We start from the raw sequence: 23,392 nt of genomic DNA on the forward strand, positions 1-23,392 counted from the left end.
AATACAGATCTGTCGCTTGATGCGTTGGACTGGCGTTTGATGAACGACTGGCAACGCGCGTTGCCGCTTGTCCCGCGCCCGTTTCAGGTGATTGCGGACCATCATCACACGACCGAGGATCAGATCCTCGACCGTTTGCAGACTTTACTGGACACCGGGGCCATCAGCCGGGTTGGGGCAACCTGTCGGCCCAATACACTGGCAGCCAGTACCCTCGCGGCTGTGGCCGCACCCGAAGATCAAATCGACGAAATCGCCAAGATCATCAATGCCCAAGAAGGGGTGAACCACTCTTACGAACGCGAAAACAAATGGAACATCTGGTTTGTGGCCACCGGACCGACGCGCGCGTTCGTCAACGATATCCTGGCGCGGATCACGGCGGAAACCGGGCTGCGAGTGCTGGACCTGCGGCTGCGTCGCCCGTTCAATGTCGATCTTGGTTTCGCGCTTGACGGTTCAAACGCGTTGCCCGCGCCGCGTGTTTTCACCGACGATATCGAGATTGAGGAGGGCGACCGCGCGCTGATGCAGGCTTTGTCCGATGGTCTGCCTCTGACCCCGACACCCTTTGCCACCTTGGCAGAGCGGTTGGGCCAGACCGAAACAGCCATCATCGAGCGCGTGCGCACGCTGGCCGAAGCGGGCATCCTGTCCCGTATCGGTCTGATCGTTCGTCACCGTGCCCTGGGCTGGCGCGCCAATGCGATGTGCGTTTTTGTTGTCCCGCCCGACAGGATCGAGGCCTGCGGCACCGCCCTGACAAAGGTGCAGGGCGTGACTTTATGTTATGAACGCAGGGCCGAACCGGATGTCTGGCCCTACACGCTGTATTGCATGATCCATGGGCGCAGCCGGTCTGAAACGCTGGATGTGCTGACCCAGGCACGCGTTGCCGCCGGGATGGTCAATTTTGAGTACCGCATTTTATTCAGCACCCGCTGTTTTCGCCAGCGCGGGGCCCTGATCGACGTTGCATCGGAGACACCAAATGGAAATTGACGACACCGACCGCCGGATCATCAACTCGCTGCAGTCGGGCTTCCCGGTCGCCAAGCGCCCGTTTGCCGAGGCGGCAGAACAGTTGGGTTTGACCGAAGCCGATTTGATCGCGCGACTTGCCGCGATGAAATCGGCAGGCGTGATCACCCGCTTTGGCCCGTTCCTTGATGCGGCTGCGATGGGCGGTGCCTTCTGCCTGTGCGCGATGGAAATCCCGCAAGACCAGTTCGAAGAGATGACCAAGATCGTGAACGCCTTTGACGAGGTCGCGCATAACTACGCCCGCGACCACCGCCTGAACATGTGGTTTGTGCTGGCAACAGAAACGCCCGAAGGGATTGGGGCAACGGCATCGCGGATCGAAGAGGCGACCGGGTTGCCGGTCTACCAATTCCCGAAACTCAAAGAGTTTTTCATCGGGTTCCGGGTGGCGGCATGAGCATATCTGTCGAAGACCGCGCCATCGTCAAAGCCTGCCAGGCGGGTCTGCCCTTTGTGCCAGAACCTTACGCGGTGATCGCGGATCAGCTTGGCATGGACGAAGACCACATGATGTCCCGCCTCGATGCGCTGATGGGGCAGGGGATCATCCGCCGCATCGGCATTGCGCCCAACCATTACAAGCTGGGTATGGTCGCCAACGGTATGACGGTCTGGGACATTGACGATGCCCAAGCCGAGGAACTGGGCGCTTTGGTCGGCGCGATGGAGGATGTCACCCATTGCTACCTGCGCCCCCGTCACCTGCCGCTGTGGCCCTACAACCTGTTTGCGATGCTGCATGGGGCAGACCGTGACGAGGTCGAGGCCAAACGCCAACATCTGCGCGGGTTTCTTGGCGACGCCGTGCGCAGCTGTGACGTGCTCTATTCCACCCAAATTCTCAAGAAAACCGGATTGCGTCTAACCGCAAAGAAGGGAACCTGATGTTTCGTTTGACCCAATATATGGAGCAACTGATCACGCCTACACCACCGCGCCAAAGACGCGGTGACGTGCGACCCGTGGTGATCTGGAACCTGACGCGGCGCTGTAACCTGAAATGTCGGCACTGCTACACCACCTCGTCCGACAACGACTTTCCCGGCGAATTGTCGACCGAACAGGCGCTCGGCGTGATTGACGATCTGGCCGATTTCAAGATCCCCGCGCTGATCCTGTCAGGCGGGGAACCGCTGTCGCGGCCAGACCTGTTCGAACTGGCACGCCATGCCCGCAAAAAGGTGCTTTATCTGGCGCTGTCCACCAACGGCACGCGGATTGATCAAGCGGCGGTGAAAGAGATCGCCGAGATCGGGTTTAACTACGTTGGCATCAGCATTGATGGCGTGGGGGCCACCAATGACTGGTTCCGTGGCCAGGAAGGCGCGTTTGACGAAGCACTGGCAGGCGCGCGGCTGTGCAAAGAGCACGGGATCAAGGTCGGCCTGCGCTTTACCCCGACCGAGGACAACGCGGATCAACTGGGCGATATCCTTGATCTGTGCGAGGCCGAGGGCATCGACAAATTCTACGTCTCGCATCTGGTCTATGCAGGTCGTGGCAACAAGAACCGGGGCGAAGACGCAGGCCATGCGCGCGCCCGCAAATGCGTTGATCTGTTGCTCGACCGCGCCTGGACAGCGTTGCAAAACGGCAAGCACTTTGAGGTTGTCACCGGCAACAACGATGCCGACGCTGTGCGTTTTCTCAACTGGGCGACCGAACGGTTCCCGGAGGAAAAGATCGCCCATCTGACCCGGCATCTAGAGGCATGGGGCGGCAATTCATCGGGCGTTGGCGTGGCCAATATCGACCCCACTGGCAAGGTACATCCCGACACCTATTGGTCCGACTACACTGTCGGCAATGTCAAACAGACCAAGTTCTCCGAGCTATGGACAGGCGATGATGCCATGCTGGCACTTCTGCGCACCCGTCCGCGTCCGCTCAAGGGGCGCTGTGGGGCATGCGCACATCAGGCGGTTTGTGGTGGCAACACGCGCATTCGCGCGCTGCAGCTGACCGGCGATCCGTGGGAGGAAGATCCCGCCTGCTATCTGAGCGACGCAGAGATCGGCGTCGATGACGCGACCCCGCGCGTTGAACTTCGCAAATTTACAGGGAAACGACATGATCCGGCGCATCTTTTTAGCTAGCATTCTGGGCGCGCTGCCCATCATGGCGCAGGCCGATCCGGCGGTGACCTACGCCACCCATTGCGCGGTGTGTCACGGCGATGACCGTCTGGGCGGCCTTGGGCCTGCCTTGATCCCGGAAAGCCTGCGCGGTCTCAAAGGGGACAAGCTGGAAGCGGTGATTGGCCTTGGCCGGATCAGCACCCAGATGCCCGGTTTCGCAGATCAGATCAGCCCAGCGGATATGACCGAACTGGCCGCGTTCCTGCACACACCGCTTCCGGAAATCCCAGTTTGGGATGCTGAACGGATTGCCGATACGCTTGAGATCAATCCCGACTACATCGCGCCGGACGCGCCGCAACATAATGCCGACCCGCTGAACCTTTTCATTGTGGTCGAGACGGGGGATCATCACTTCAGCATCGTCGATGGCGACCGGTTCGAAGTGCTTGCCCGCCTTCCCACGCCGCTGGCCGTGCATGGCGGGCCAAAGTTCACCCCGGACGGGCGATTTGTCTTTGTCATGTCGCGCGACGGGTGGGTGCAAAAGGTAGACCTGTGGTCGATGCAAGAGGTCGCGCGCTTGCGCGCAGGCGTCAACAGCCGCAACATCGCCATGTCGAAAGACGGGAAATATCTGGCCGTCGCCAACTACCTGCCGCACAGCCTGACGATCCTGTCCACCCAAGACCTGTCGGTGCAAAAGATCTTTGACGTGGTCGGCAAGCATGGCGACACCTCGCGCGTGTCAGCCGTGTACCAAGCGCCGCAACGCGACAGCTTTATCCTTGCGCTCAAGGACATTCCCGAGATCTGGGAGGTTGCGACCGATCCCAACGCCGACCCGGTGTATGAAGGGTTCGTCCACAGCCACCAAAAAGGCATGGTCGAAGGCATCCCGTCGTCGCAAGGCCTGTTCGCGCGCAAACGGATCGAGTTGGAAGAACCGCTGGACGACTTCTTTTTCACACCCGATTACCGGTTCCTGATCGGCGCCGCGCGGGAAAGCGAAAACGGGGTTGTTGTGAACCTGAATGTGGGTCGCCCGACCCATACCTTGCCACTGTCGGGCCTGCCGCATCTGGGCTCTGGCATATCGTGGATCTACCAGGGCCGCCGCGTGATGGCGACGCCGCACCTGCGCGAAGCGAAGCTGTCGGTGATTGATGTCGAAACATGGAAGATCGTGACCCAGATCGACACAGATGGCCCCGGGTTCTTCCTGCGCAGCCACGAAAATTCGCAATACCTGTGGGCAGATGTGTTCTTTGGCCCGAACCGCGACGTGATGCATGTGATCGACAAGGATACGCTTGAGATCGTGAAAACCCTGCGCCCCAACCCCGGGAAAACCGCCGCGCATGTTGAGTTTGACCGCACCGGTGAACACGCCTTGGTCAGCCTCTGGGAAGACGACGGCGCAGTGATCGTCTACGATGCCAAAACGCTGGAAGAGGTCAAACGGCTTCCGATGAGCAAACCATCTGGCAAATACAACGTGTTCAACAAGATCACGTTCTCGGACGGCACCAGCCACTAGAGGACAGACCCATGACGGAACCCGCCCCCTGGCCGATCTGGAAACTGGCCCTGCTGCTTTACCCGTTTGCAGCAGGGGCGGTGGCGATCAACTTGTTCATGGCGTGTCTTGTGTTGCCTGTCATCGGCCTGGATCCCATGCGCCCGGTGACGGCGCTGATCTGGTCTATTCCGCTGGGCATCCCCGCGACCTGGGCCTTTGCACGATGGACGCGCAAGCTCATAGATGAGGCGGACGGACGCACTTAACCAAGGTCAAGGCAAACAGCCGCTGCGCAATCTTTGATGGACTTAATCCAAGGAGATGCCGCATGGACTATGACGCCTTTTTCGCCGCCCAACTCGACACACTTCGCGGGGAAGGCAACTACCGCATCTTTGCCGAACTCGAACGCGACGCACATACCGCACCGTCTGCCGTGCTTCACTCCGAAGCCGGCCAGCGGGAGGTCACGGTCTGGTGCTCGAACGACTACCTTGGCATGGGCAAATCCGACCTCGTGCGCAACGCCGTCGCCGAAGCTGCGTTGCAAGACGGGGCCGGGGCCGGCGGCACGCGCAACATCTCGGGGACGGCGGTGCAACACGTCGCGTTGGAACGCGAGCTGGCTGATCTGCACGGCAAGGAAGCCGCTCTCCTTTTCACCTCGGGCTACGTGTCCAACTGGGCCAGTCTGAGCACATTGGGATCACGCCTGCCCAACTGCACCATCCTGTCGGACGCGATGAACCACGCCAGCATGATCGAAGGCATCCGCCATTCCCGGGCCAAGACGCTGATCTGGAAACACAATGACCCCGAAGACCTGAACCGCAAACTGTCGGACGTGCCGGATGATGGGGCGAAACTTGTGGCCTTTGAATCGGTCTATTCGATGGATGGTGACATCGCGCCCATGGCCGAAATTCTGGACGTGGCCGAAGCACATGGCGCGATGACCTATCTGGACGAAGTGCATGCGGTTGGTCTCTACGGTCCACAAGGCGGCGGGATTGCCGAACGGGAAGGTCTGGCGCAGCGTGTGTCGCTGATCGAAGGCACCTTGGGCAAAGCATTCGGCGTGATGGGCGGCTACGTCGCCGGGTCTTCCGTGATGTGCGATTTCATCCGGTCCTTTGCCAGCGGGTTCATCTTTACCACAGCGCTGCCGCCTGCACTGGCCGCCGGGGCGCTGGCATCGGTGCAATACCTGCGCCAAAGCGAACTGGAGCGCCGCCGCCAGCAGGCCAATGTCGCCAAGCTGCGCGCAAGGCTGGACGCGCTGCGTATTCCGCATCTCGACAACCCAAGCCATATCGTGCCGGTGCTTGTCGGTGACCCGTTCAAGGCCAAGTTCCTGAGCGATACGCTGCTTGAGAATTACGGGATTTACGTGCAGCCGATCAACTATCCGACCGTCCCCAAGGGCACCGAGCGGTTGCGATTGACACCATCCCCGCAACACTCCGCGCAGGATATCGAGCACCTGGTGGGTGCATTGTCCCACCTCTGGTCGCAATGCGCCCTAAGCCGGGCCGTGGCCTGAACCGGGTCGCTGTCAAAAACGACTATGGGACCAACCCGCTGATTGGCGGGTTGGTCCTCGTGTTCATAGGCGGTCGATTACACCGCAAACGGATTGTCCAGAACGCCCACCATCGGCATCAGGAACTCACCATCTTCTGACGCAAGCGCTTCGGCATGGGCCTCGTTGATCGCTGCAATGGCGGATTGCAGGCTTTGCTGACTGCCATCGAACATCGCCATGAAGGTCGCGGCGTCGTTCAGGTCTGACATACCGCAATGCACCGCGTAATAGGCGCCCAGATCGGTCTTCATCTCCAGATACGCCTGATCCGCCTGTTGCTTGGTAATGAACGAGGCACTCGCATCCGACCCGGGTTGCGCATCCACGCCCCGCAGGATTTCCAGGATGAACTCGTCCCGGCTGACCGTTCCGGAATCCAAAGCCTTTTTCCAGAACATCAAACCATCAAGATCCGGCGCGCGTCCAAGAACGTTGGCATAGACCTCAGAGGCAAATTTGACGTTGCTCGTCCCGTCCGGATAGGCGTCGCGGGTTTCGTCCTGATCCACAAACAGTTGTGCAATCTCTTCAAGCGATGTCCCGTTGGCATAGGCCGTACTCCAGAACGCCAGCCCAAGCGCATCCGGTGCACGATCAAAATAAGCGATATACATTTCGATAAAGTTTTCGAAATCGCCTTGCTCCAGACTGGTTTGTCCGGCGAATTGGCGAAGGTCCATCGGACCATCGAAGTTCGGCATATTCTCCTCGAACCCGATGCGTTCGATGTTCTCCAGATGCACGGTTCCCAACCCGTCTTCGCGCCTGTCGATCACGATGATGCCACCGGGGCCGATGTTCAGGGTGTAATTGCTCTGTTCGCCGGTAAAGACCGCCGTGTCCGTCCCGTCGCCGCCATCCACGGTGTCCATTCCAAGCCGGACGGCAAAGACATCGTCAAACGGCGTGGCGATGACATCGGTGTCGTTGACACCGTCTGTCTCATTGTCCTCCTCGGGAGGTTCAGGCGTTTCTTCGTCACCGCCGTCGCCACCGTCACCGCCGTCACCGCTGTCGCCACCGTCACCACCATCACCGCCGTCACCACCGTCCGGTGCGTCGGATCCAAGGGGTGGGACAGTCGGTTTCGGATCAGTGACGATCACCTCAACGCTGCCGCCAAAATCGGTGTAGGAATACTGCAGGCTGATGTCAGCTCCGATGTCGTCCTCTGTTACCGTGTAGGTCTGTTCCGTTTCTCCCGGAATGACTTCCCCGTTGCGCAGCCACTGGAACCCGGCAGTGTCATAATCAATGCCATCCGGATCACTGACGCCGTTTGGACGGGCGGTTAGAACCTCTCCGACAAGCGCATCGCCAAGGACCGCCAAGACACCTTCAGGCGCATTGTTTCCCGGCACCGACGACCCATTATCCTCTGTACCGGACGTGTCCTCCGCATTGTCTTCGCCGGAGTCTTCGGTTGTGTCGTCGTCTTCGCTGGCTGTCGGATCTGTTTGCGGTGGATCCTCGGCAGGTGGTGTCTGTACCGGTGCCGCCAGAATATCCGTCGTGCCTTGGCTGGTAAGCGTTTCCTGACGTCCACCCCCGTCGACAAAGGTGATCCGCACTTGGATTTGCGCGCCCAGATCAGAGTCGGTCAGGGCATATGTGGACGACGACGCGCCGGTTATGACATTTCCGTCACGTAACCAAGTATAGGTGAACGGACCCAGCCCGTTTGCATCCTGAACTGTTCCGGTCTCTGCGGTCAGCGTTGATCCAACCTGAAGACTACCGGATATCGTGACGTTCCCGGTTGGTAAGCTGTTTGACGGCGCAGGCAATGTGGGTGGTGCCGTTGACGTGGTCGCCAAAGTGAAATGGGCGGCGGTCAAAGGTGTTCCGGTTTGTGAGTCGTGGAAAACGTCGACGGTTGTCCCGTCGGCAAACGTCACCCGCGAGACATTGCTTGCCACTTTGGACACGGCTCCGGCGGCTTCACTGGCGCTGCCGAAACCGCTGTCGATCAAACGGATGGTTTCCGTGCTCAGGTCGAAATCCGAAATGGTGTTCTGACCGTCTCCGGCGCCGATCACAAAAGTGTCGACACCCCCTTCGCCGAACAACACATCGTTGCCCGCACCGCCGCGCAGTTCGTCATTTCCATCGTTTCCTTGCAGCGTGTCGTCACCGCCAAGCCCGTTGATCGTATCGTCAACATTGCGCCCGAAGATGCGTTCGTCTCCCGAAGTGGCGATGGCCGGGGTCGATCCTTGCTTGCTGAAGCCCGCAATTTCATAGCCGATATCCGCGAGGATCGCCTTGTCGAAGTCACTGATCGGGATCTCCGCCCCTTGCGTCAGGGTTGGGTCCAGCAAAACCTGATCGCCAGCAAAACCATCTTCAACATGGCCGCCATCGGACTCCACCGGGACGCCCTGTCCGCCGTTCAACGACGACGCATTTGGCCCGGTAAAGACATCGTTGACGATCCAGCTGTCGAATGTCGCAGAGGTTCCCACCCCAAGGATATGCCCAAGCTCGTGAACCGCGACGGACACGAAATCGCTTTCGGCAAAATCCGGGGTTCCCGGGCCAAAATGCCAGTTCGTATCCGTGTCAAAGGTGATCCCACCGGCCCACGGTTCGAAATCGGACACCGGACCCGTGCCGCGAAAATCCGACGTGATACGCGCGGCGTACACATCGCCTGCCGCGTCAAACCCGTCAGGCCCCGCAACCGCGAGGGTTGAACCGGGAAGATCCCTGGCCCCGACAAAAATGATCATGTCGTCGACCGCGGTGTTTAACGTAATCGTTTCGATCGCGTAGGTCGTTGGGTTGCGCACTTCGAAGGACGTGCCAATGGGCAAGTCATCGAATTCGTCCTGAATGATGCTTTCCCACTGCCCTGCGGCCTCTTCCAGCGCCGCACGCCGTTCCGGATCGTCAAAGAACCCGCTGCTGTCAAAGCGGTAGTCGATGGTAATCGTAAAAGCCACGCCACATATCCTTTGCGCACATGCTCAGACCGCAAGGGCAAAGCCCCATCGTCATGCGCATACTTGCGCCCCCAAGATCCGATGTAGCGACAGAGTTGGGCGGTATGTTGATCGGATTGGGGCCGTTTCGGCACCAAATAAGTTGATTTTTAGACGATTGTTATCGAATGCGGGTTGGTCAGTCCCGCAGAACAAGCACCGACTTGTGGGAATGGCGAACCAACCGGGCCGCGTTCGATCCCAGAAGATAATCCTTCAATTCCGGCTGATGCGCGCCGATCATGATCAGATCCACGTCCAGCGAATTCGCAAGCGCAATCACCCGGTCATAGACCGTGCCGTTCAGCACATAGCTTTTGGCCTCGATCCCGACATCGGCAATCTGGCGCTTCAGTGCGGCTTCGGTTTCGGATTGCGCGGTTTGCTCGAACCCTTTGTCCATATACGACCCGACAATGGGCATCCCGACATTCGGGATGACGGACACAACATGCAGTGTACTGCCCCACGGCTGTGAAAATGCCTTGGCGTGTGACAACAGCTTTTGCGTTTCTCCGGGTAAGGACACGTCGACCGGAACCAGAATAGTGCTGAACATCATGCGTCTCCTTAGAACGGGGCCTGTGTCATGCGACGGCTTTGCAGGCCGACAATCATCAACAACAAAAGAAGCCCGGGGATGAAGAAGATCTCTTTTGGCATCCGATCATTCTCAATCTGGACCAATTCGATCTGCGCGGGGGCATCGCCGTAGAAATCATACTCGTTTGCGAGCGACTCGAAAAACGGCGTTCCGGGGAACGGCTCTTCCAAAAGCAGCATGTCGCCTTCTTCAAGAACACCCAATCCCACGGCGGCCAGTCGTTCTATGCCCGACCCGTCTGCTTCCGGCGTCACGACAATGGTCTTGGTGCCAACGATACCGGTGTCGAAATCCGGGGCGGATACGGTGATCCTTGCATCCGTTCCGACCGGAATGTCGCCGATGGCGCTGATGGCGGCGGGTCCGGAGTAATCCGTGTACTTGTCCTGCCATTGATCCAGAAAGAAATCGGGTCGGAACAACATGAAGACCGTCACCATCATCACAACCGCTTCCCATTTGCGCGTTTTCGCAATGAAGTACCCTTGCGTGACCGCCGCGAAGGTCAGCATCGCGATCAGCGAAATAAAGAACACGAACACCGCTTTCAGCGGGCCGACATCAATCAGCAAAAGGTCGGTGTTGAAAATGAACATGAACGGCAACAACGCGGTCCGGATGTCATAGGCAAACCCCTGCACACCGGTCTTGATCGGATCGCCGCGTGAAATGGCCGCCGCCGCATAGGCGGCAAGGCCCACCGGCGGCGTGTCATCCGCAAGGATGCCGAAATAGAACACGAACATATGCACCGCGATCAACGGCACGATCAGGCCCGATTGCGCGCCAACCGACACGATCACCGGGGCCATCAGCGATGACACCACGATGTAGTTCGCTGTTGTCGGCAGACCCATCCCAAGGATCAGCGACAGGATCGCCACCAGAACAAGCAGGATGATCAGGTTCCCGCCCGAGATCACTTCGATCACCTGACCGATGATCTGGTGCGCCCCGGTCAGGGAAATCGTCCCAACGATGATGCCGGCGGCACCGGTTGCGACACCGATCCCGATCATGTTGCGCGCGCCACTTTCCAGGCCGGCAACAAAGTCCACGAACCCGGCTTTCATCTGGTTCGCAAATTCGGATTCCCCGCGGAACATGGCTTTCAAGGGCCGGTGCGTCAGGGCCACGATGATCATCGCGATGGTCGCCCAGAAGGCAGACAGCGCAGGGGACAGGCGGTCCAGATACTCGGTCCGCACCATCAGGTTCCAGACAAGCACAAAGATCGGCAGCGCGAAATAAGCGCCTCCGAGGAAGGTCGGTGTCAACCGCGGTGCCGAAACGGCCTTGGCGTTTGGATCATCGACCTTCAAATCCGGGTATTTCGACGCCATGTAGACCAGCGCCAGATACGCAATCGCCAACAGCACAAGCGTTGGATACACCGTGGCACCCGGCATCATTGGCTCCAGCATCGCGCGGAAGGCCACGACGATAAACGTGATCGCCGCCATCCCCAGGAACCCGGTCAGGAACAAGATCAGGATCAGCAGGATGCCGATATGGCGACCCGGCTTTTTCAGCCCCTCAAGCTTAAGCTTCAGGCTTTCAAGATGCACGATATACAGCAGCGCGATGTAGGAAATCACCGCAGGCAGGAAGGCGTGTTTGACGACTTCGATATAGGGAATGTTGACGTATTCCACCATGAGGAACGCCGCCGCCCCCATGACCGGGGGCGTCAGCTGCCCATTGGTGGACGACGCCACCTCAACCGCGCCCGCTTTTTCCGGTGAAAACCCGATCCGCTTCATCAGCGGAATGGTGAACGTGCCTGTGGTGACCGTATTGGCAATCGACGAGCCTGAAATCATGCCCGTCATCATCGACGACAACACCGCCGCCTTGGCCGGACCGCCGCGCAAGGTGCCAAGAAGCGCAATCGCAACCTTGATGAACCAGTTGCCGCCCCCCGCCTTTTCAAGCAGCGCGCCAAACAGCACGAACAGGAAGATCATGGAGGTGGACACCCCCAGCGCAACCCCGAAGACACCTTCGGTTTGCATCCAGTAATGCCCCATCGCCTTGGAGAACGACGATCCCCCATAGTTTGTGATGCTGCCGATCCACTCGGAATACCCCCCAAAAAACGCCAGCGCGAGGAACAGCGACGCGATGATCACAAGCGGCAGACCCAAAGACCTGTACACCGCAACCATCAGCACCGTCATGCCGATGGCGGACATGACAATGTCAGAGGTGCTCCAAAGGCCGGGACGGTCTGCGATCTGGAAGCGGAACACCACAAGGTAGAGACAAGATGCGACGCCAAGAATGACCAACGCCCAGTCATAGGCGGGAATGCGGTTGCGGTGGCCAAGGATCGGAAAGGCCAGCGTTGCCAGTGCAATCGCAAAGGCCAGGTGCACGAACCGCGCCTGCGCCACGATATTGGCGAACATGCTCACACCCGTGGCCTGGGCCAGAACACCGGGCAGTTTCGACGCGATATAAAGCTGGAACAATGACCATGCGATACACAGCGCAAAGATCAATGTGCTTGCAAAAGCCCCGGCCTGTCGCGCACCGGTGTCAGCTTCTGCCACCATGTCTTCGGCGGTTTTTGTCTCGGTCATAGGTCATGTCCCCCTGTTGCGCGGTTCCCGCGTCTTGTTCAGGCAAAAACGCCGGCACAGCGGTCTGGCTGCGCCGGCGTCGATCGTGTGGTTCTCACATGACGAACATCAGTCCATCAGGCCCAGTTCTTTGTAGGCCCGCTCTGCGCCGGGATGCAGTGGCGCGGACAGACCGTCCTTGACCATCTGTGCGGCATCAAGATTGGCGAACGCAGGGTGCAGACCTCGGAAATCGTCAAGGTTCGACATCACGGCCTTGGCCACGATATACGCGGTTTCTTCCGGGATGCTGGCTGCGGTCACAAAGGTTGCACCCACGCCGAATGTCGTCGTGTCGGTGTCTGTGCCCGCATACATGCCGGCCGGAATGACCGCGACGCGGTAGTATGGGTTATCCGCAACCAGCTTTTCAATCGGTGCGCCGGTGACGGACACCAGTTTCACGTCGCAGGTTGTGGACGCTTCCTTGATCGCCGCTGCCGGGTGACCAATGGTGTAGATCATTGCGTCGATGTTATCGTCGCAGATCTGCTTGGCCATTTCCGACCCTTTGTATTCGGTCGCAAGGGCGAAATCGTCCATCGTCATGCCAAACGCGTCCATGACAACTTCCATGGTCGCGCGCTGGCCCGACCCGGGGTTGCCCACGTTGACGCGCTTGCCCTTGAGTTCCTCAAAGGACGTAATGCCGCTGTCGCCGCGCACCACCATCGTGAACGGCTCCGGATGGACCGAGAACATCGCACGGATTTCCGGGAACGGGTTGTCCGCAAAACGGGACGTGCCGTTATATGCATGGTGCTGCCAGTCGGACTGCGCGACACCAAACTCAAGCTCACCGGCCTTGATGGTGTTGATGTTGTAGACCGACCCACCGGTCGACTCGACGGCACAGCGGATGCCGTGCTCTTTGCGGTCACGGTTCACCAGACGGCAGATCGCGCCACCGGTCGGATAGTAAACACCGGTTACACCGCCGGTGCCGATGGAGATGAATTGCTGGTCCTGCGCAATCGCAGCGCCGCCGAAGGTGATGGACGCCGCGGCGACAAGGCCTGCAGCAAATTTTTGGATTGTCATAATCTTCTCCCAATTGGATCGTGAGCCAGGGCTCAACACGTTGAAACGCTGGCGATGCGGTTCCATCGCCCCACACACGCGCACACCGGTGCGGTTTTTTCTTACGTTCCCAACGACATAAAACGTGATTCGTCCCGTTTGAGCCAGCCCAGTGATCCAGAACCGCCGGAAAGCTGTCTTTTCCGTTGCGTAAACCGCTGTTCCGTATCACAGATTTAAATATGCCTTTGGGCCATCCCACAGGCCCATGTCGGCCCCGGTTGGCATCGCACCCCGGACACGCGGCCAAAACACAGGTGATCTTGATGAGCCATGTCTTCCCCCGCCACAATCTCGCGCCACCGGTCAAAGCCGTGCGCGGCGAAGGCTGTTACCTGTATGACGAGACGGGAAAACAGTATTTCGACGGATCCGGAGGCGCGGCAGTGTCCTGTCTCGGGCATGGCGATCCCGAGATCATTCAGGCCATTCAGGATCAGGCCGCCCGCCTTGCCTATGCCCACACAGGCTTTTTCACCAGCGACCCTGCAGAAGCGCTTGCGGATCTGTTGGTCGAACATGCGCCGGGTGATCTGGACCGGGTGTATTTTGTGTCGGGCGGATCAGAAGCGGTTGAATCCGCGCTCAAGCTGGCGCGCCAGTACTTTCTTGAAATTGGACAGGATCAGCGACGGCACGTGATTGCGCGCCGACAAAGTTATCACGGCAACACGCTGGGCGCGTTGGCCACCGGGGGGAACGCGTGGCGGCGGGCACAGTTTGAACCGATCCTGATGAACGTGTCCCACATTGCACCCTGTTACGAATACTTGGATCGCGCACCGGACGAGAGCGCCTTTGACTACGGTCAACGCGCGGCGCAGGACCTGGAAGACGAAATCCTGCGGCTTGGGCCGGACAGCGTGATCGCTTTCGTGGCTGAACCCGTGGTCGGGGCCACGATGGGGGCGGTCCCGGCGGTCGAGGGCTATTTCAAACGCATCCGGGACATCTGCGACACATATGGCGTCCTGCTCATTCTTGACGAAGTCATGTGTGGCATGGGGCGTGTCGGGCATCTGTTTGCCTGCACGGCCGACGGTGTGACGCCAGACATCCTGTGCATCGCCAAAGGGCTGGGGGCAGGGTACCAACCCATCGGCGCGATGATGTGCACCAACACCATCTATGACGCGATTTCCGCAGGGTCCGGGTTCTTTCAGCACGGGCACACCTATCTGGGTCACCCCGTTGCCTGCGCCACATCGCTGGCCGTTCTGAACGCGCTTCTGGACCGGAACCTGATTCCGCAGGTCCGCACGCAGGGCGATGCGCTTGCCAAAGCCTTGACCGACCAATTCGGTCAGCATCCGCATATCGGCGATATCCGGGGGCGGGGGTTGTTTCGTGGTCTGGAATTTGTGCAGGACCGGGAAACCAAAACGCCTTTCGACCCGTCACAGAATATTGCAGGCCGGTTCAAGAAAGCCGCGTTCGACGCAGGTCTGATCTGTTATCCCATGCGCGGCACCCGCGATGGCAATCTGGGCGATCATGTCCTGCTTGCTCCGCCCTTTATCGTGTCGGATGACCAGATCGGCGAAATCGTCGGGAAACTGCAAACCGCCGCTGACAGCGTATTGCCATAGCGAACAGGTGCATCACCGGCACGGCGAATTGCGGTTTTCGCAACTTCCGGAATATCTTTTAGAATAATTCTAAAAAGTACTTGGATTTCCCCCAACACGGGTTATCTATGGATCAAGCAAGCCAGCCTTATGCCAGCCAGCAAAATCTTGAACAGTATGGAGGGTGACATGACACAAACAGCAACGTCGATGTCCACGGATGCGCAGACGCAAATCGCAGACGCCTTGAATCAATGTGTGGCGGAAACCGCTGTCACCACGATGATGGCGCAGAACTTTCATTGGAACGTGACGGGAATGGCATTCGGCCCTCTGCACGATCTGTTCCAGAAGATCTACGAAGACCACTTCGTGGCACAGGATGATCTGGCCGAGCGTGTAAAGGCGCTTGATGCCCATGCCGAAGGGACTTTGGCGGGCATGCTCAAGCGCTCGAAAGTGACCGAAAAAGACGGTCACATGTCGGCGGAAGAGATGATCAAAGCGCTGAAAGAGGCGCAGGAAACACTGGCGGCCACTCTGGCGGGCGCGGGCGAACTCGCGGCAGAGCATGGTGACACGCTCACAGAGGACCTCTGCATCGCACGTGGTCAGGAACATGAAAAATTCGCATGGTTCCTGCGCGCGCATCTGCGCTGAGGGCCATCACGGTTTTATTTTATAAGGCGGCGCTCCCAAGCGCCGCCTTAAGTGTGTCTACGCGACTTTGTCGCTGTCCCACACCAGTTTAATTTTCTTCTTTTTCAGCTTTTTCTGATAGGCCACCGTCCAGTGGCTGTACTTGCCCATCGCCGCCTGTTGCCCCCGCAACATATCCAGAAACGCCAGCCTGTGCTTGTCCTTCTTCAGTTCCTTGAACAAGGACTTCTGCGCTTTCGTCATCGAACATCCGATGCAATGCCCGGCGCGTTTGAATTTGCAGACGTCAATACAAGGGCTCGGTACTTTTGCCATCATGTCCTCGCTTTGGGGCAGGTGCCGCCAGGCTGGGTGTTGCTTTCAATGCATTGTAAACGGGGCGTTCTTCAATCCATCCCGGGCGGCGTTATGTCCGCGCGCCAGTTCCCGGGTGGCCGTGCCAACCTCTCCGGCAAGCAACGCCACATGCTCCGCATGCGCCGGCCGCACCATGAGTGTCGCAATCAAGGACGCTTCGTGTAATTCGCCGTCACTGGCAAAACGCACCATGTTGGCAAAAACCGCTTCGTCCGACCCGATGCACCGGCACGCGACCCCGTGCCGGACCAGAGGGCGGATCATGTTGGCTTCGATCACCCACAAAAGCTGTTCGAACACGTCCAGTTGCGCACGGCCTTCTTGCGGTCCGAACACCCGCGCATAGCTGTTCCAAACGTGGTCCTGACCGCGCACACCATCCTGCCAAAGCCGCAGGTTCAGGATCAACTCGGCTTCCCAGGGGGACACCTCGGTCAACTGACCCACCATGGCGGCACCGCGTATATCGCGCTCCATCTTCATTTTGTCAGGATCAACTTGCCAGCGCGGGTGATCCGCAGGGTGTAGACCTGTTCATCCAGAACAATCGTCGCCTTGACCCCGTCAGGGATCAGCGCGCGCGCATCATGGACGACGCTGTCCTCTTCAGATGCTGCGGGCGTCGTGCTGTAGCGGTGATCTGTCATCGCGTTCATGTCCGATCCCCCAACATATCGGCCAGCGGTTCCAGACCCGGCTCGCAGGTGCCGCCCTGCGACAGGCAGCCATACATGGCGTCGCGCCAACAAAGCGATCCCGTCTCATGTTTCGGGAAAAGCAAACTGAACAACCAAACCATCTCAAGCATCCTCGATTGTGTCCGGGCTGCGCTGCACAAGCAGGTGGCTGGGAATCTCTGATCGTATTTGTCGACTATTTTTATCAGAAATGCAATCCCGACAAAAACACTCAATTGGCGTGAACCAGCAGTGGAGTGCCAAACCGTACCGTTCCGCTGTACGAACCGGACGCTTGACGCTCTGCCGTCGGTTCTTCAAAGCCCAAGGTCAAACCACCTGGACCTGCCAAAAACGGGATGCCGAAATATGAAACCGCGCCATAAAATTCACGCGCCCACGCAGACCGGGGTCAGCGGCAGATGATGTTCGCCGGCGCAATGATCCTTGCCCTGATACTGGACGGGGCCATCGGCTGGCCGGACCGCCTGTATCAAAAGATCGGGCACCCGGTGACGTGGATCGGGCGGGTGATCGCCGGTTTCGACCGCAGGCTCAACGCGCCGCGCTTCTCGGACACCGAAAGACTACTGTTTGGTGCTGTGACCGTCACATGTGTTGTCTTCATTGTCGGGGCTGTGACGTCAGTCATTCTGTACCTCCTACCGGATGGATCGGGCGGCATGGTGCTTATGGGCGTTCTGATGTGGCCCTTGATCGCCATGCGGTCGCTGCACGAACATGTCGCGGCGGTTGCCGACGCGTTGTCCGCAGGCACTTTGGCAGAGGCCCGGGCAGCCGTGTCAAAGATCGTTGGCCGTGATCCCGACCAGTTGGGCGCGGCAGGCATTTCACGCGCCGCCTTGGAAACGCTGGCGGAAAACACCTCGGACGGCGTTGTGGCGCCCGTGTTCTGGGGCGTCTGTTTCGGGTTGCCGGGGCTTGCGATCTACAAGGCGATCAACACGCTGGATTCGATGATCGGTCATCGCAACGCGCGCTACGAGCAATTTGGCAAAGTGGCCGCGCGCCTTGACGATTTTGTTAACCTGATCCCGGCGCGTCTGACCGGGCTTCTGTTTGCCTGTATGACGTTGCACGCTGCGGGATCGCTCAAGATCATGTGGCGGGATGCGGGCCAACATCGGTCCCCCAACGCAGGTTGGCCCGAAGCAGCGATGGCCGGGGCGTTGGGCGTGCGTCTGTCCGGACCCCGGGTCTATGGCGACCGGCGCGTTGAGGAGCCCTGGGTCAACACCGGCGCACCTGACCCAAGTGCAACAGACATCCGGCGCGGACTGGAGCTGTATCGCAGGACGATGCTGTTCTGTCTGGTACTCTTGATCGTTCTGGCCGCAGTCGGCTGACCTGCTTTGACGTCACCGGCGCCATAAGCGTGCAAACGCGCGCGTCCGGTTTATGGCGTCAGAATGTCCCGATCCCCGCCAAGCCGCACATCACATGTGTAAACCGGGCTTGACGCAGCCCCGCCTGCGGGTGCAGATGACCCTGTTTACGGTCCGGACGTTGAAAGACGTTTGGTGAAAAGGGAACGCGGTGCTTATTACGAAAAATCCGCGACTGCCCCCGCAACTGTGAGCGGCGAGCGACGCTGAAACTGCCACTGGTCCCGACTGTCGGGGCTGGGAAGGCCAGCAGAGCATAGACCCGCAAGTCAGGAGACCTGCCGTAAGCCAACACCCAGTCCGAACGCGGGGTGCGTTGGGGCGGCGGCACGTCCGCAGTGGTGTCTATCACCGTCTGCGGATGCTCATGCATTCCAGATATCGTCATCTAACCGGTGCCAAGCGCCGGACAAAAACTGGGAGACATGTCATGTCACGCCTCACACCCAAACTGCTTTTGTGCACAACATTGGTTGCCCCATCGCTGGTCGCTGCTCAGGACATCGGCGGCACGGTTGTCGACCTTGAAGAAATCGTCGTCTTCGGCGGCCTACTTCCGACAACGCTCGACACCACCGGCGCAACCATTGACGTCGCCGAACGCGAAGACCTGACGACAGGCGGGCTGGGTGCAGCATCCGCGCTGGACGCGCTGCCCGGCGTTTCGGTGTCGGCCAATGGCGGTCTGGGCACTCGGTCGACCGTCCGCATTCGTGGTCTGGGCGGATCGTATCTCGGCGTCCGCGTTGACGGCATCGACGTGACCGACCCGTCAAGCACGCAAACCGCGTTCAACTTTGGAACATTGCTGACCGGATCGCTGGATCGGGTCGCCGTCATCAAGGGCACGCAATCGGCGATCTACGGCTCGGACGCCATCGGTGGCGTGATCGATGTCCAAAGCTGGCGGCCAACGCAGGACGGTGTCTCTGGCAATGCCAAGCTGGAGTTCGGCAGCTTTGAAACGGGCGCGGCCAATGTCAGCGTCGGCTACCTTGATGATCGTGCCGAACTGGCCCTGAGCCTTGGCCGTGTGACCTCCGAAGGCTTTTCCGCGCGCGACACAGACGATGAAAACGACGGCTTTGAACAAAGTTCGGTCAACCTCTTTGCCGCCTATCAGGTCAGCGATGCAATCCGCGTCGGGCTTTCGGGCATCTGGTCCGACAGCACCTCCGAATTTGACCGCTCAACCACCGACAGTTCCGGTGAATTCGACGAAACCCGCAAAGGGCTGCGCGTGTTCGGCGAATACCAGATCGGATCGTGGACACATGAGTTGTCGTTCAGCTCCTACGAGGTGGATCGCTTCGATGAAGGTGGGTTCACAAAAGAATTCAACGGCCAACGCGACACCGCGGCCTACCTCGCCACTGGCGAAATCTCTCCGACCATCGCGCTGGCCTTCGGGGCCGACTGGACCGAAGAGCGCGCCACGCTGGACGGGGCCGACTATGACGCGTCCAACACGGCGGTGTTCGGTGAAGTGAAGGCCACACCCAACGACCAGTTGGAACTGTCGCTGACCCTGCGCTACGACGACTATTCCGATTTCGACGGCCAGTTGTCCGGCCGCGCCGCCCTGTCCTATGCGTTCAATGACGCCACAACGATCCGCGCGTCGCTGGGCACCGGCTACCGCGCGCCATCGCTGTACGAACGGTTTGGCCCCTTTGCCGGATCGGGTGTGGTTGACCCCGAAGAAAGCCGGAGCTTCGATCTTGGCATCGAACACAGCTACGGCGATCGCGGATCGGTGCGGGCCACGCTGTTCTGGTCCGAAATTGACAACCTGATCGGTTTTGGGTCATCGCCGGATTGCCTGCCGTCGCAAAGTTTTGGCTGCTACACCCAAACCGACGGAACGGTTGAAACCAAAGGTCTGGAACTCAGCGGGTCTTACGCGCTGTCCGACCGGGTGCGGCTCTCGGGCACCTATACGCTGACCAACGCCGAAGAAGACGGCAACCGCCTGATCCGCGTGCCGCGTCACGACCTGTCGCTGGCGCTGCAAGCGGATGTCACGGATCAATTGCAGGTCGGCGTGAACATGACCCGCGTTGCCGACATTCTGGACGGCTTCGGCACCCCGACGGCACTTGATGACTACACGGTCTGGAACCTGTCAGCGCGCTACGACATCACCGACACCGCCTATGTTTACGGCGCAATCGACAACGTGGCCGACGTGTCCTACCAGACCGTTCGCGGCTTCAACGCACCCGAGCGGACCATCCGCTTTGGTGTCGAAACGTCGTTCTAAATCATGCGGCGTCTTCTGACGCTTGGCATATTCGCGTTGGCCCCCTGCTGGGCCAGCGCCTCTGACCTGCCAAAGGTGGTGTCGGTCAATCTGTGTACCGATCAGCTTGTGATGCTGGTGGCCGATCCGGATCAGATCGTATCGCTCAGCGCCTTGTCAGACGACCCCCGGTCCTCCTCGATGGCACAGGATGCAGCCCCCTATGCCAAGAACAACGGACGCGCCGAGGCCATTGCCATCACGCAACCCGATATCGTGGTCGCAGGCAGCTTCACGGATCCGGCCTTGCTTGGCATGCTGCGCGAGATCGACATCGACATTGCGCAATTTCCCCTGACGCGCAGGCTGGATGAGATCCCGGACCAGCTGCGCGACATGGGCAAGGTGTTGCAGCAACAGGACCGGGCAGAGCGTTTGGCGAAAGAGGTCGAAGCAGAGCTTGCGCAGCGACGGCCCGTGTCCGACACCGCCCCCTTGGCGGCGTTTTTCTATCCCAACGGCTTCGCCTTGGGCGAAGGCACCCTCAGCCATGATATCCTGACGGCGGGCGGCGCCCGCAACCTGTCGGTGGAACTGGGGTTCAGCGGCAACGGGCGGCTGTCGCTGGAACAAGTGGTACTGAACCAGCCAGACCTGCTTGTCGGATCACCCCGATATGGCGGGTTTTCACGCTCCGAGGAAATGACAACCCATCCCGCGCTTGCGGCGTACCCCGTGCTGCACAGCACGTCTGACTGGACCTGCGGCACCCCCAACGCATTGCGCGCTGTGGCTCAAGTGGCCGAACAGGTGGCGGCGCTGCGACATTCAGAAAAGGACACGAAATGACCGACACAGACGCCGAGATCAACGCCCGCCACGCCGAGCGCATGAAGCGCATGCAGGCCGCGCGCAAAAAGATGATGGCCAAGAAGACCAACAAGAAAGGTCTGATCATCATCCATACCGGCAACGGCAAAGGCAAAAGCAGTTCCGGTTTCGGCATGATCCTGCGCTGCATCGGGCACGGGTTTCCCTGTGCCGTGGTGCAATTCATCAAGGGCTCGATGCATTCTGCTGAACGCGAACTTCTGAAAGATCGGTTCTCGGATATCTGCCAGGTGCATGTCATGGGCGAAGGTTTCACTTGGGACACGCAGGACCGCGAACGCGATATCGCCGCCGCGACAAAGGCGTGGGAAAAGGCCAAGGACCTGATCCGGAACCCTGACATCAAGATGGTTCTGCTGGACGAAATCAATATCGCGCTGCGCTATGACTATCTGGATGCCGAGGAGGTCGCCGATTTCCTGCTAAATGAAAAACCCGAGATGACCCATGTGGTGCTCACCGGGCGCAATGCGCCGGACGTTTTGATCGACATCGCGGACCTCGTGTCCGAAATGAAAGAGATCAAACATCCCTTCCGCAAACAGGGCATCGCTGCGCAGCCGGGCGTGGAATACTAGGTGGCGTTTCTCGGGCTGGTCACGGGCGGTGCCAAATCCGGCAAAAGCCGCCACGCCGAAACGCAGGTTTTGGCGCTGGGCGGTCCGCCGGTCTATATCGCCACAGCCGAAGCGCTGGATGCCGAAATGTCGGACCGCATCACCCAGCATCGCGTTGACCGGGGTGAGGGCTGGATCACCGTCGAGGAACCGCACAATCTGGCAGAGGCCTTGCACCGGACCGATGGCAATGGCCCGCGCTTGGTTGATTGCCTGACACTCTGGTTGTCCAACCGCGTGCTGGCCGAAGCCGACGTCTCAAAAGAACTAGCAACACTTTGCGACACGCTTCAATCACAGGCCTCTCCGGTCTGGCTGGTGACCAATGAGGTCGGGTCAGGGATTGTCCCGACCTCAAGCCTTGGCCGATCCTACCGGGATCTGTGTGGCGTGATGAACCAACGCATCGGCGCTGTGGTCGACCGGGTTGACCTTGTGGTGTGCGGTCAGGCCCTGACGATCAAAGGCGGGTGACCTGACCTACAACAAGTCCCAGACCTGGCGCGCGGTGTCGTCAAAACCGTCCGTATTCGCAAAGGCCGAAATCGTCAGATCCGCGATCCAGCTTTCGTCTCCGATCGGCGTCACCAATCCCGCCTCCAGTTCCGCCGCGATGGCGGTTTTCGGCATCCAGGCAAATCCACGTCCGGCCAGCAGCCGTCGTTTGATCGCCTCCACCAGAGCATCGACATAGATAACCTCGGTGTTCATGGATTTGCCGTCGATGGTCTGATCGACCACCATGCCCAGAAACGATGACGGCTCATAGGCCAGGTACGGGATCGTCGGTCCGGTGCTCGACGTCAGCGTCCATCCGTTGGCCCCGGCGTGTCGGGTCGATGCGACGGGGATCAGGCGGTCCACAATCAAATCCTTGCGTTCAAATGCGCGTTCATCAATCAGCGGACTGACGGTTGGGTGCGCGTAACACACCAGAATATCCACAGCGCCTTCGACCAGCAGATCGCAACAGGTAGACAGTGAATCCGACACCACCCGCGTGCGCAGATCGGGGATCACATCTTGCACCTCTTCAATCCGCGAGGCCAGATAATTGACCGAGATCGTGTGCAAGACCGAGAACCGGATAAAACGCCGGTCCCCCCTGTCTACATCGCGCAGGTTCTGCCGCGCTTCGGCCAGTTGCGTGCTGGCCGCCTGCGCAACCGGCAGAAACTGCATCCCCGACGCGGTCAGTTCAACCGGATAGGTCGCCCGATTGACCAGCGGCATGCCCACCCAGCTTTCAAGCGCCTTGATGCGTCGGCTAAACGCGGACTGAGTGATGTTTCTTTCATCAGCCGCCCGCGTAAAGTTTTTTGTGCGCGCGAGACACTCAAAGTCCCTGAGCCAGTTCAGATCCATTTTTGCCCCGAAAAACAAAGAGATGTTTTGACCCTAGGTTAATCTATGCAAATTCGGAATAGTTTAATGAATTGTTCGAATTGGCGTT

23 protein-coding genes and 1 riboswitch are annotated in these 23,392 nt (G+C 59.4%); of the genes, 14 read left to right on the plus strand and 9 right to left on the minus strand.

From position 1 onward, the window contains the following. The first annotated feature begins 9 nt into the window (after positions 1-9). From MWU54_RS10610 to hemA, 7 genes are all read left to right on the plus strand, one after another. On the plus strand, positions 10-1,002 hold the full coding sequence (locus MWU54_RS10610) for an Lrp/AsnC family transcriptional regulator (RefSeq protein ID WP_247084009.1): 993 nt from the start codon (positions 10-12) through the stop codon (positions 1,000-1,002). Next, positions 992-1,441 (plus strand): AsnC family transcriptional regulator, encoded by a 450-nt coding sequence (locus tag MWU54_RS10615; RefSeq protein ID WP_247083082.1) that lies wholly within the window; start codon positions 992-994, stop codon positions 1,439-1,441. Before MWU54_RS10610 ends, MWU54_RS10615 begins: the two co-directional genes overlap by 11 nt. Next, a complete protein-coding gene (locus MWU54_RS10620) occupies positions 1,438-1,929 on the plus strand; it encodes an Lrp/AsnC family transcriptional regulator (RefSeq protein ID WP_247083084.1) in 492 nt (163 codons plus the stop codon). The genes MWU54_RS10615 and MWU54_RS10620 overlap by 4 nt, the downstream gene beginning before the upstream one ends. After that, positions 1,929-3,140 (plus strand): heme d1 biosynthesis radical SAM protein NirJ, encoded by a 1,212-nt coding sequence (gene nirJ / locus MWU54_RS10625; protein ID WP_247083086.1) that lies wholly within the window; start codon positions 1,929-1,931, stop codon positions 3,138-3,140. Before MWU54_RS10620 ends, nirJ begins: the two co-directional genes overlap by 1 nt. Next, complete coding sequence (locus MWU54_RS10630; RefSeq protein ID WP_281496055.1) at positions 3,115-4,662, plus strand: nitrite reductase; 1,548 nt, start codon at positions 3,115-3,117, stop codon at positions 4,660-4,662. Before nirJ ends, MWU54_RS10630 begins: the two co-directional genes overlap by 26 nt. An 11-nt stretch (positions 4,663-4,673) precedes the next feature. After that, a complete protein-coding gene (locus MWU54_RS10635; protein ID WP_247083088.1) occupies positions 4,674-4,910 on the plus strand; it encodes a hypothetical protein in 237 nt (78 codons plus the stop codon). Positions 4,911-4,972: 62 nt separating this feature from the next. Further along, positions 4,973-6,187 (plus strand): 5-aminolevulinate synthase, encoded by a 1,215-nt coding sequence (hemA, locus tag MWU54_RS10640; protein ID WP_247083091.1) that lies wholly within the window; start codon positions 4,973-4,975, stop codon positions 6,185-6,187. 77 nt (positions 6,188-6,264) lie between these two features. On the opposite strand, the gene MWU54_RS10645 is transcribed toward hemA, so the two are convergent. The 4 genes from MWU54_RS10645 to MWU54_RS10660 form a co-directional block, all read right to left on the minus strand. After that, positions 6,265-9,174: a DUF4214 domain-containing protein gene (locus tag MWU54_RS10645; protein WP_247083093.1), complete on the minus strand. Its 2,910-nt coding sequence runs from the start codon at positions 9,172-9,174 to the stop codon at positions 6,265-6,267. Positions 9,175-9,352: 178 nt separating this feature from the next. Then, the gene (locus MWU54_RS10650) at positions 9,353-9,775 is read right to left on the minus strand and encodes a universal stress protein (protein ID WP_247083095.1); all 423 of its coding nucleotides are present in this window, start codon (positions 9,773-9,775) and stop codon (positions 9,353-9,355) included. Between the two features lie 8 nt (positions 9,776-9,783). After that, positions 9,784-12,402: a TRAP transporter permease gene (locus tag MWU54_RS10655; RefSeq protein ID WP_247083097.1), complete on the minus strand. Its 2,619-nt coding sequence runs from the start codon at positions 12,400-12,402 to the stop codon at positions 9,784-9,786. 108 nt (positions 12,403-12,510) lie between these two features. Beyond that, entirely contained in the window at positions 12,511-13,482 is a 972-nt protein-coding gene (locus MWU54_RS10660; RefSeq protein WP_247083099.1) for a TAXI family TRAP transporter solute-binding subunit, read from the minus strand. 305 nt (positions 13,483-13,787) lie between these two features. Between MWU54_RS10660 and MWU54_RS10665 the strand changes: the two genes are divergently transcribed. Both MWU54_RS10665 and MWU54_RS10670 read left to right on the plus strand, forming a co-directional pair. Then, positions 13,788-15,110, plus strand: coding sequence for an aspartate aminotransferase family protein (locus MWU54_RS10665; protein WP_247083100.1), 1,323 nt, complete (start codon positions 13,788-13,790; stop codon positions 15,108-15,110). Between the two features lie 168 nt (positions 15,111-15,278). After that, on the plus strand, positions 15,279-15,749 hold the full coding sequence (locus tag MWU54_RS10670; RefSeq protein WP_247083102.1) for a DNA starvation/stationary phase protection protein: 471 nt from the start codon (positions 15,279-15,281) through the stop codon (positions 15,747-15,749). 57 nt (positions 15,750-15,806) lie between these two features. On the opposite strand, the gene MWU54_RS10675 is transcribed toward MWU54_RS10670, so the two are convergent. Genes MWU54_RS10675 through MWU54_RS10690 form a run of 4 tightly spaced genes read right to left on the minus strand, consistent with a single transcriptional unit; the run spans position 15,807 to position 16,905 of the window. After that, complete coding sequence (locus MWU54_RS10675) at positions 15,807-16,064, minus strand: DUF1289 domain-containing protein (protein WP_247083104.1); 258 nt, start codon at positions 16,062-16,064, stop codon at positions 15,807-15,809. A gap of 45 nt (positions 16,065-16,109) precedes the next feature. Then, the gene (locus MWU54_RS10680; RefSeq protein ID WP_247083106.1) at positions 16,110-16,583 is read right to left on the minus strand and encodes a hypothetical protein; all 474 of its coding nucleotides are present in this window, start codon (positions 16,581-16,583) and stop codon (positions 16,110-16,112) included. A 2-nt stretch (positions 16,584-16,585) separates the two neighbouring features. Then, on the minus strand, positions 16,586-16,762 hold the full coding sequence (locus tag MWU54_RS10685; protein WP_247083108.1) for a hemin uptake protein HemP: 177 nt from the start codon (positions 16,760-16,762) through the stop codon (positions 16,586-16,588). After that, positions 16,759-16,905, minus strand: coding sequence for a hypothetical protein (locus MWU54_RS10690; RefSeq protein ID WP_247083110.1), 147 nt, complete (start codon positions 16,903-16,905; stop codon positions 16,759-16,761). The genes MWU54_RS10685 and MWU54_RS10690 overlap by 4 nt, the downstream gene beginning before the upstream one ends. Positions 16,906-17,205: 300 nt before the next feature. Between MWU54_RS10690 and cbiB the strand changes: the two genes are divergently transcribed. The 5 genes from cbiB (at position 17,206) to cobU (ending at position 22,413) form a co-directional block, all read left to right on the plus strand. After that, positions 17,206-18,150 (plus strand): adenosylcobinamide-phosphate synthase CbiB, encoded by a 945-nt coding sequence (cbiB, locus tag MWU54_RS10695; protein ID WP_247083121.1) that lies wholly within the window; start codon positions 17,206-17,208, stop codon positions 18,148-18,150. 132 nt (positions 18,151-18,282) lie between these two features. Next, positions 18,283-18,490, plus strand: a riboswitch (cobalamin riboswitch). A gap of 129 nt (positions 18,491-18,619) precedes the next feature. Next, positions 18,620-20,452: a TonB-dependent receptor gene (locus MWU54_RS10700; RefSeq protein WP_247083123.1), complete on the plus strand. Its 1,833-nt coding sequence runs from the start codon at positions 18,620-18,622 to the stop codon at positions 20,450-20,452. A 3-nt stretch (positions 20,453-20,455) separates the two neighbouring features. Continuing rightward, complete coding sequence (locus tag MWU54_RS10705; RefSeq protein ID WP_247083125.1) at positions 20,456-21,280, plus strand: ABC transporter substrate-binding protein; 825 nt, start codon at positions 20,456-20,458, stop codon at positions 21,278-21,280. Next, positions 21,277-21,900 carry a cob(I)yrinic acid a,c-diamide adenosyltransferase gene (gene cobO / locus MWU54_RS10710; protein WP_247083127.1) on the plus strand — a complete coding sequence of 208 codons (624 nt, stop codon included), beginning with the start codon at positions 21,277-21,279 and terminating at the stop codon, positions 21,898-21,900. Before MWU54_RS10705 ends, cobO begins: the two co-directional genes overlap by 4 nt. Beyond that, on the plus strand, positions 21,901-22,413 hold the full coding sequence (cobU, locus tag MWU54_RS10715; RefSeq protein ID WP_247083129.1) for a bifunctional adenosylcobinamide kinase/adenosylcobinamide-phosphate guanylyltransferase: 513 nt from the start codon (positions 21,901-21,903) through the stop codon (positions 22,411-22,413). Positions 22,414-22,419: 6 nt separating this feature from the next. Here the strand turns inward: cobU and MWU54_RS10720 are convergent, their stop codons facing one another. Further along, positions 22,420-23,304, minus strand: coding sequence for a LysR family transcriptional regulator (locus MWU54_RS10720; protein ID WP_247083131.1), 885 nt, complete (start codon positions 23,302-23,304; stop codon positions 22,420-22,422). Between the last annotated feature and the right edge of the window lie 88 nt (positions 23,305-23,392).

Origin of the sequence: Marivita sp. S6314, assembly GCF_023015985.1 — a bacterium.
Classification (GTDB): Bacteria; Pseudomonadota; Alphaproteobacteria; order Rhodobacterales; family Rhodobacteraceae; genus Marivita.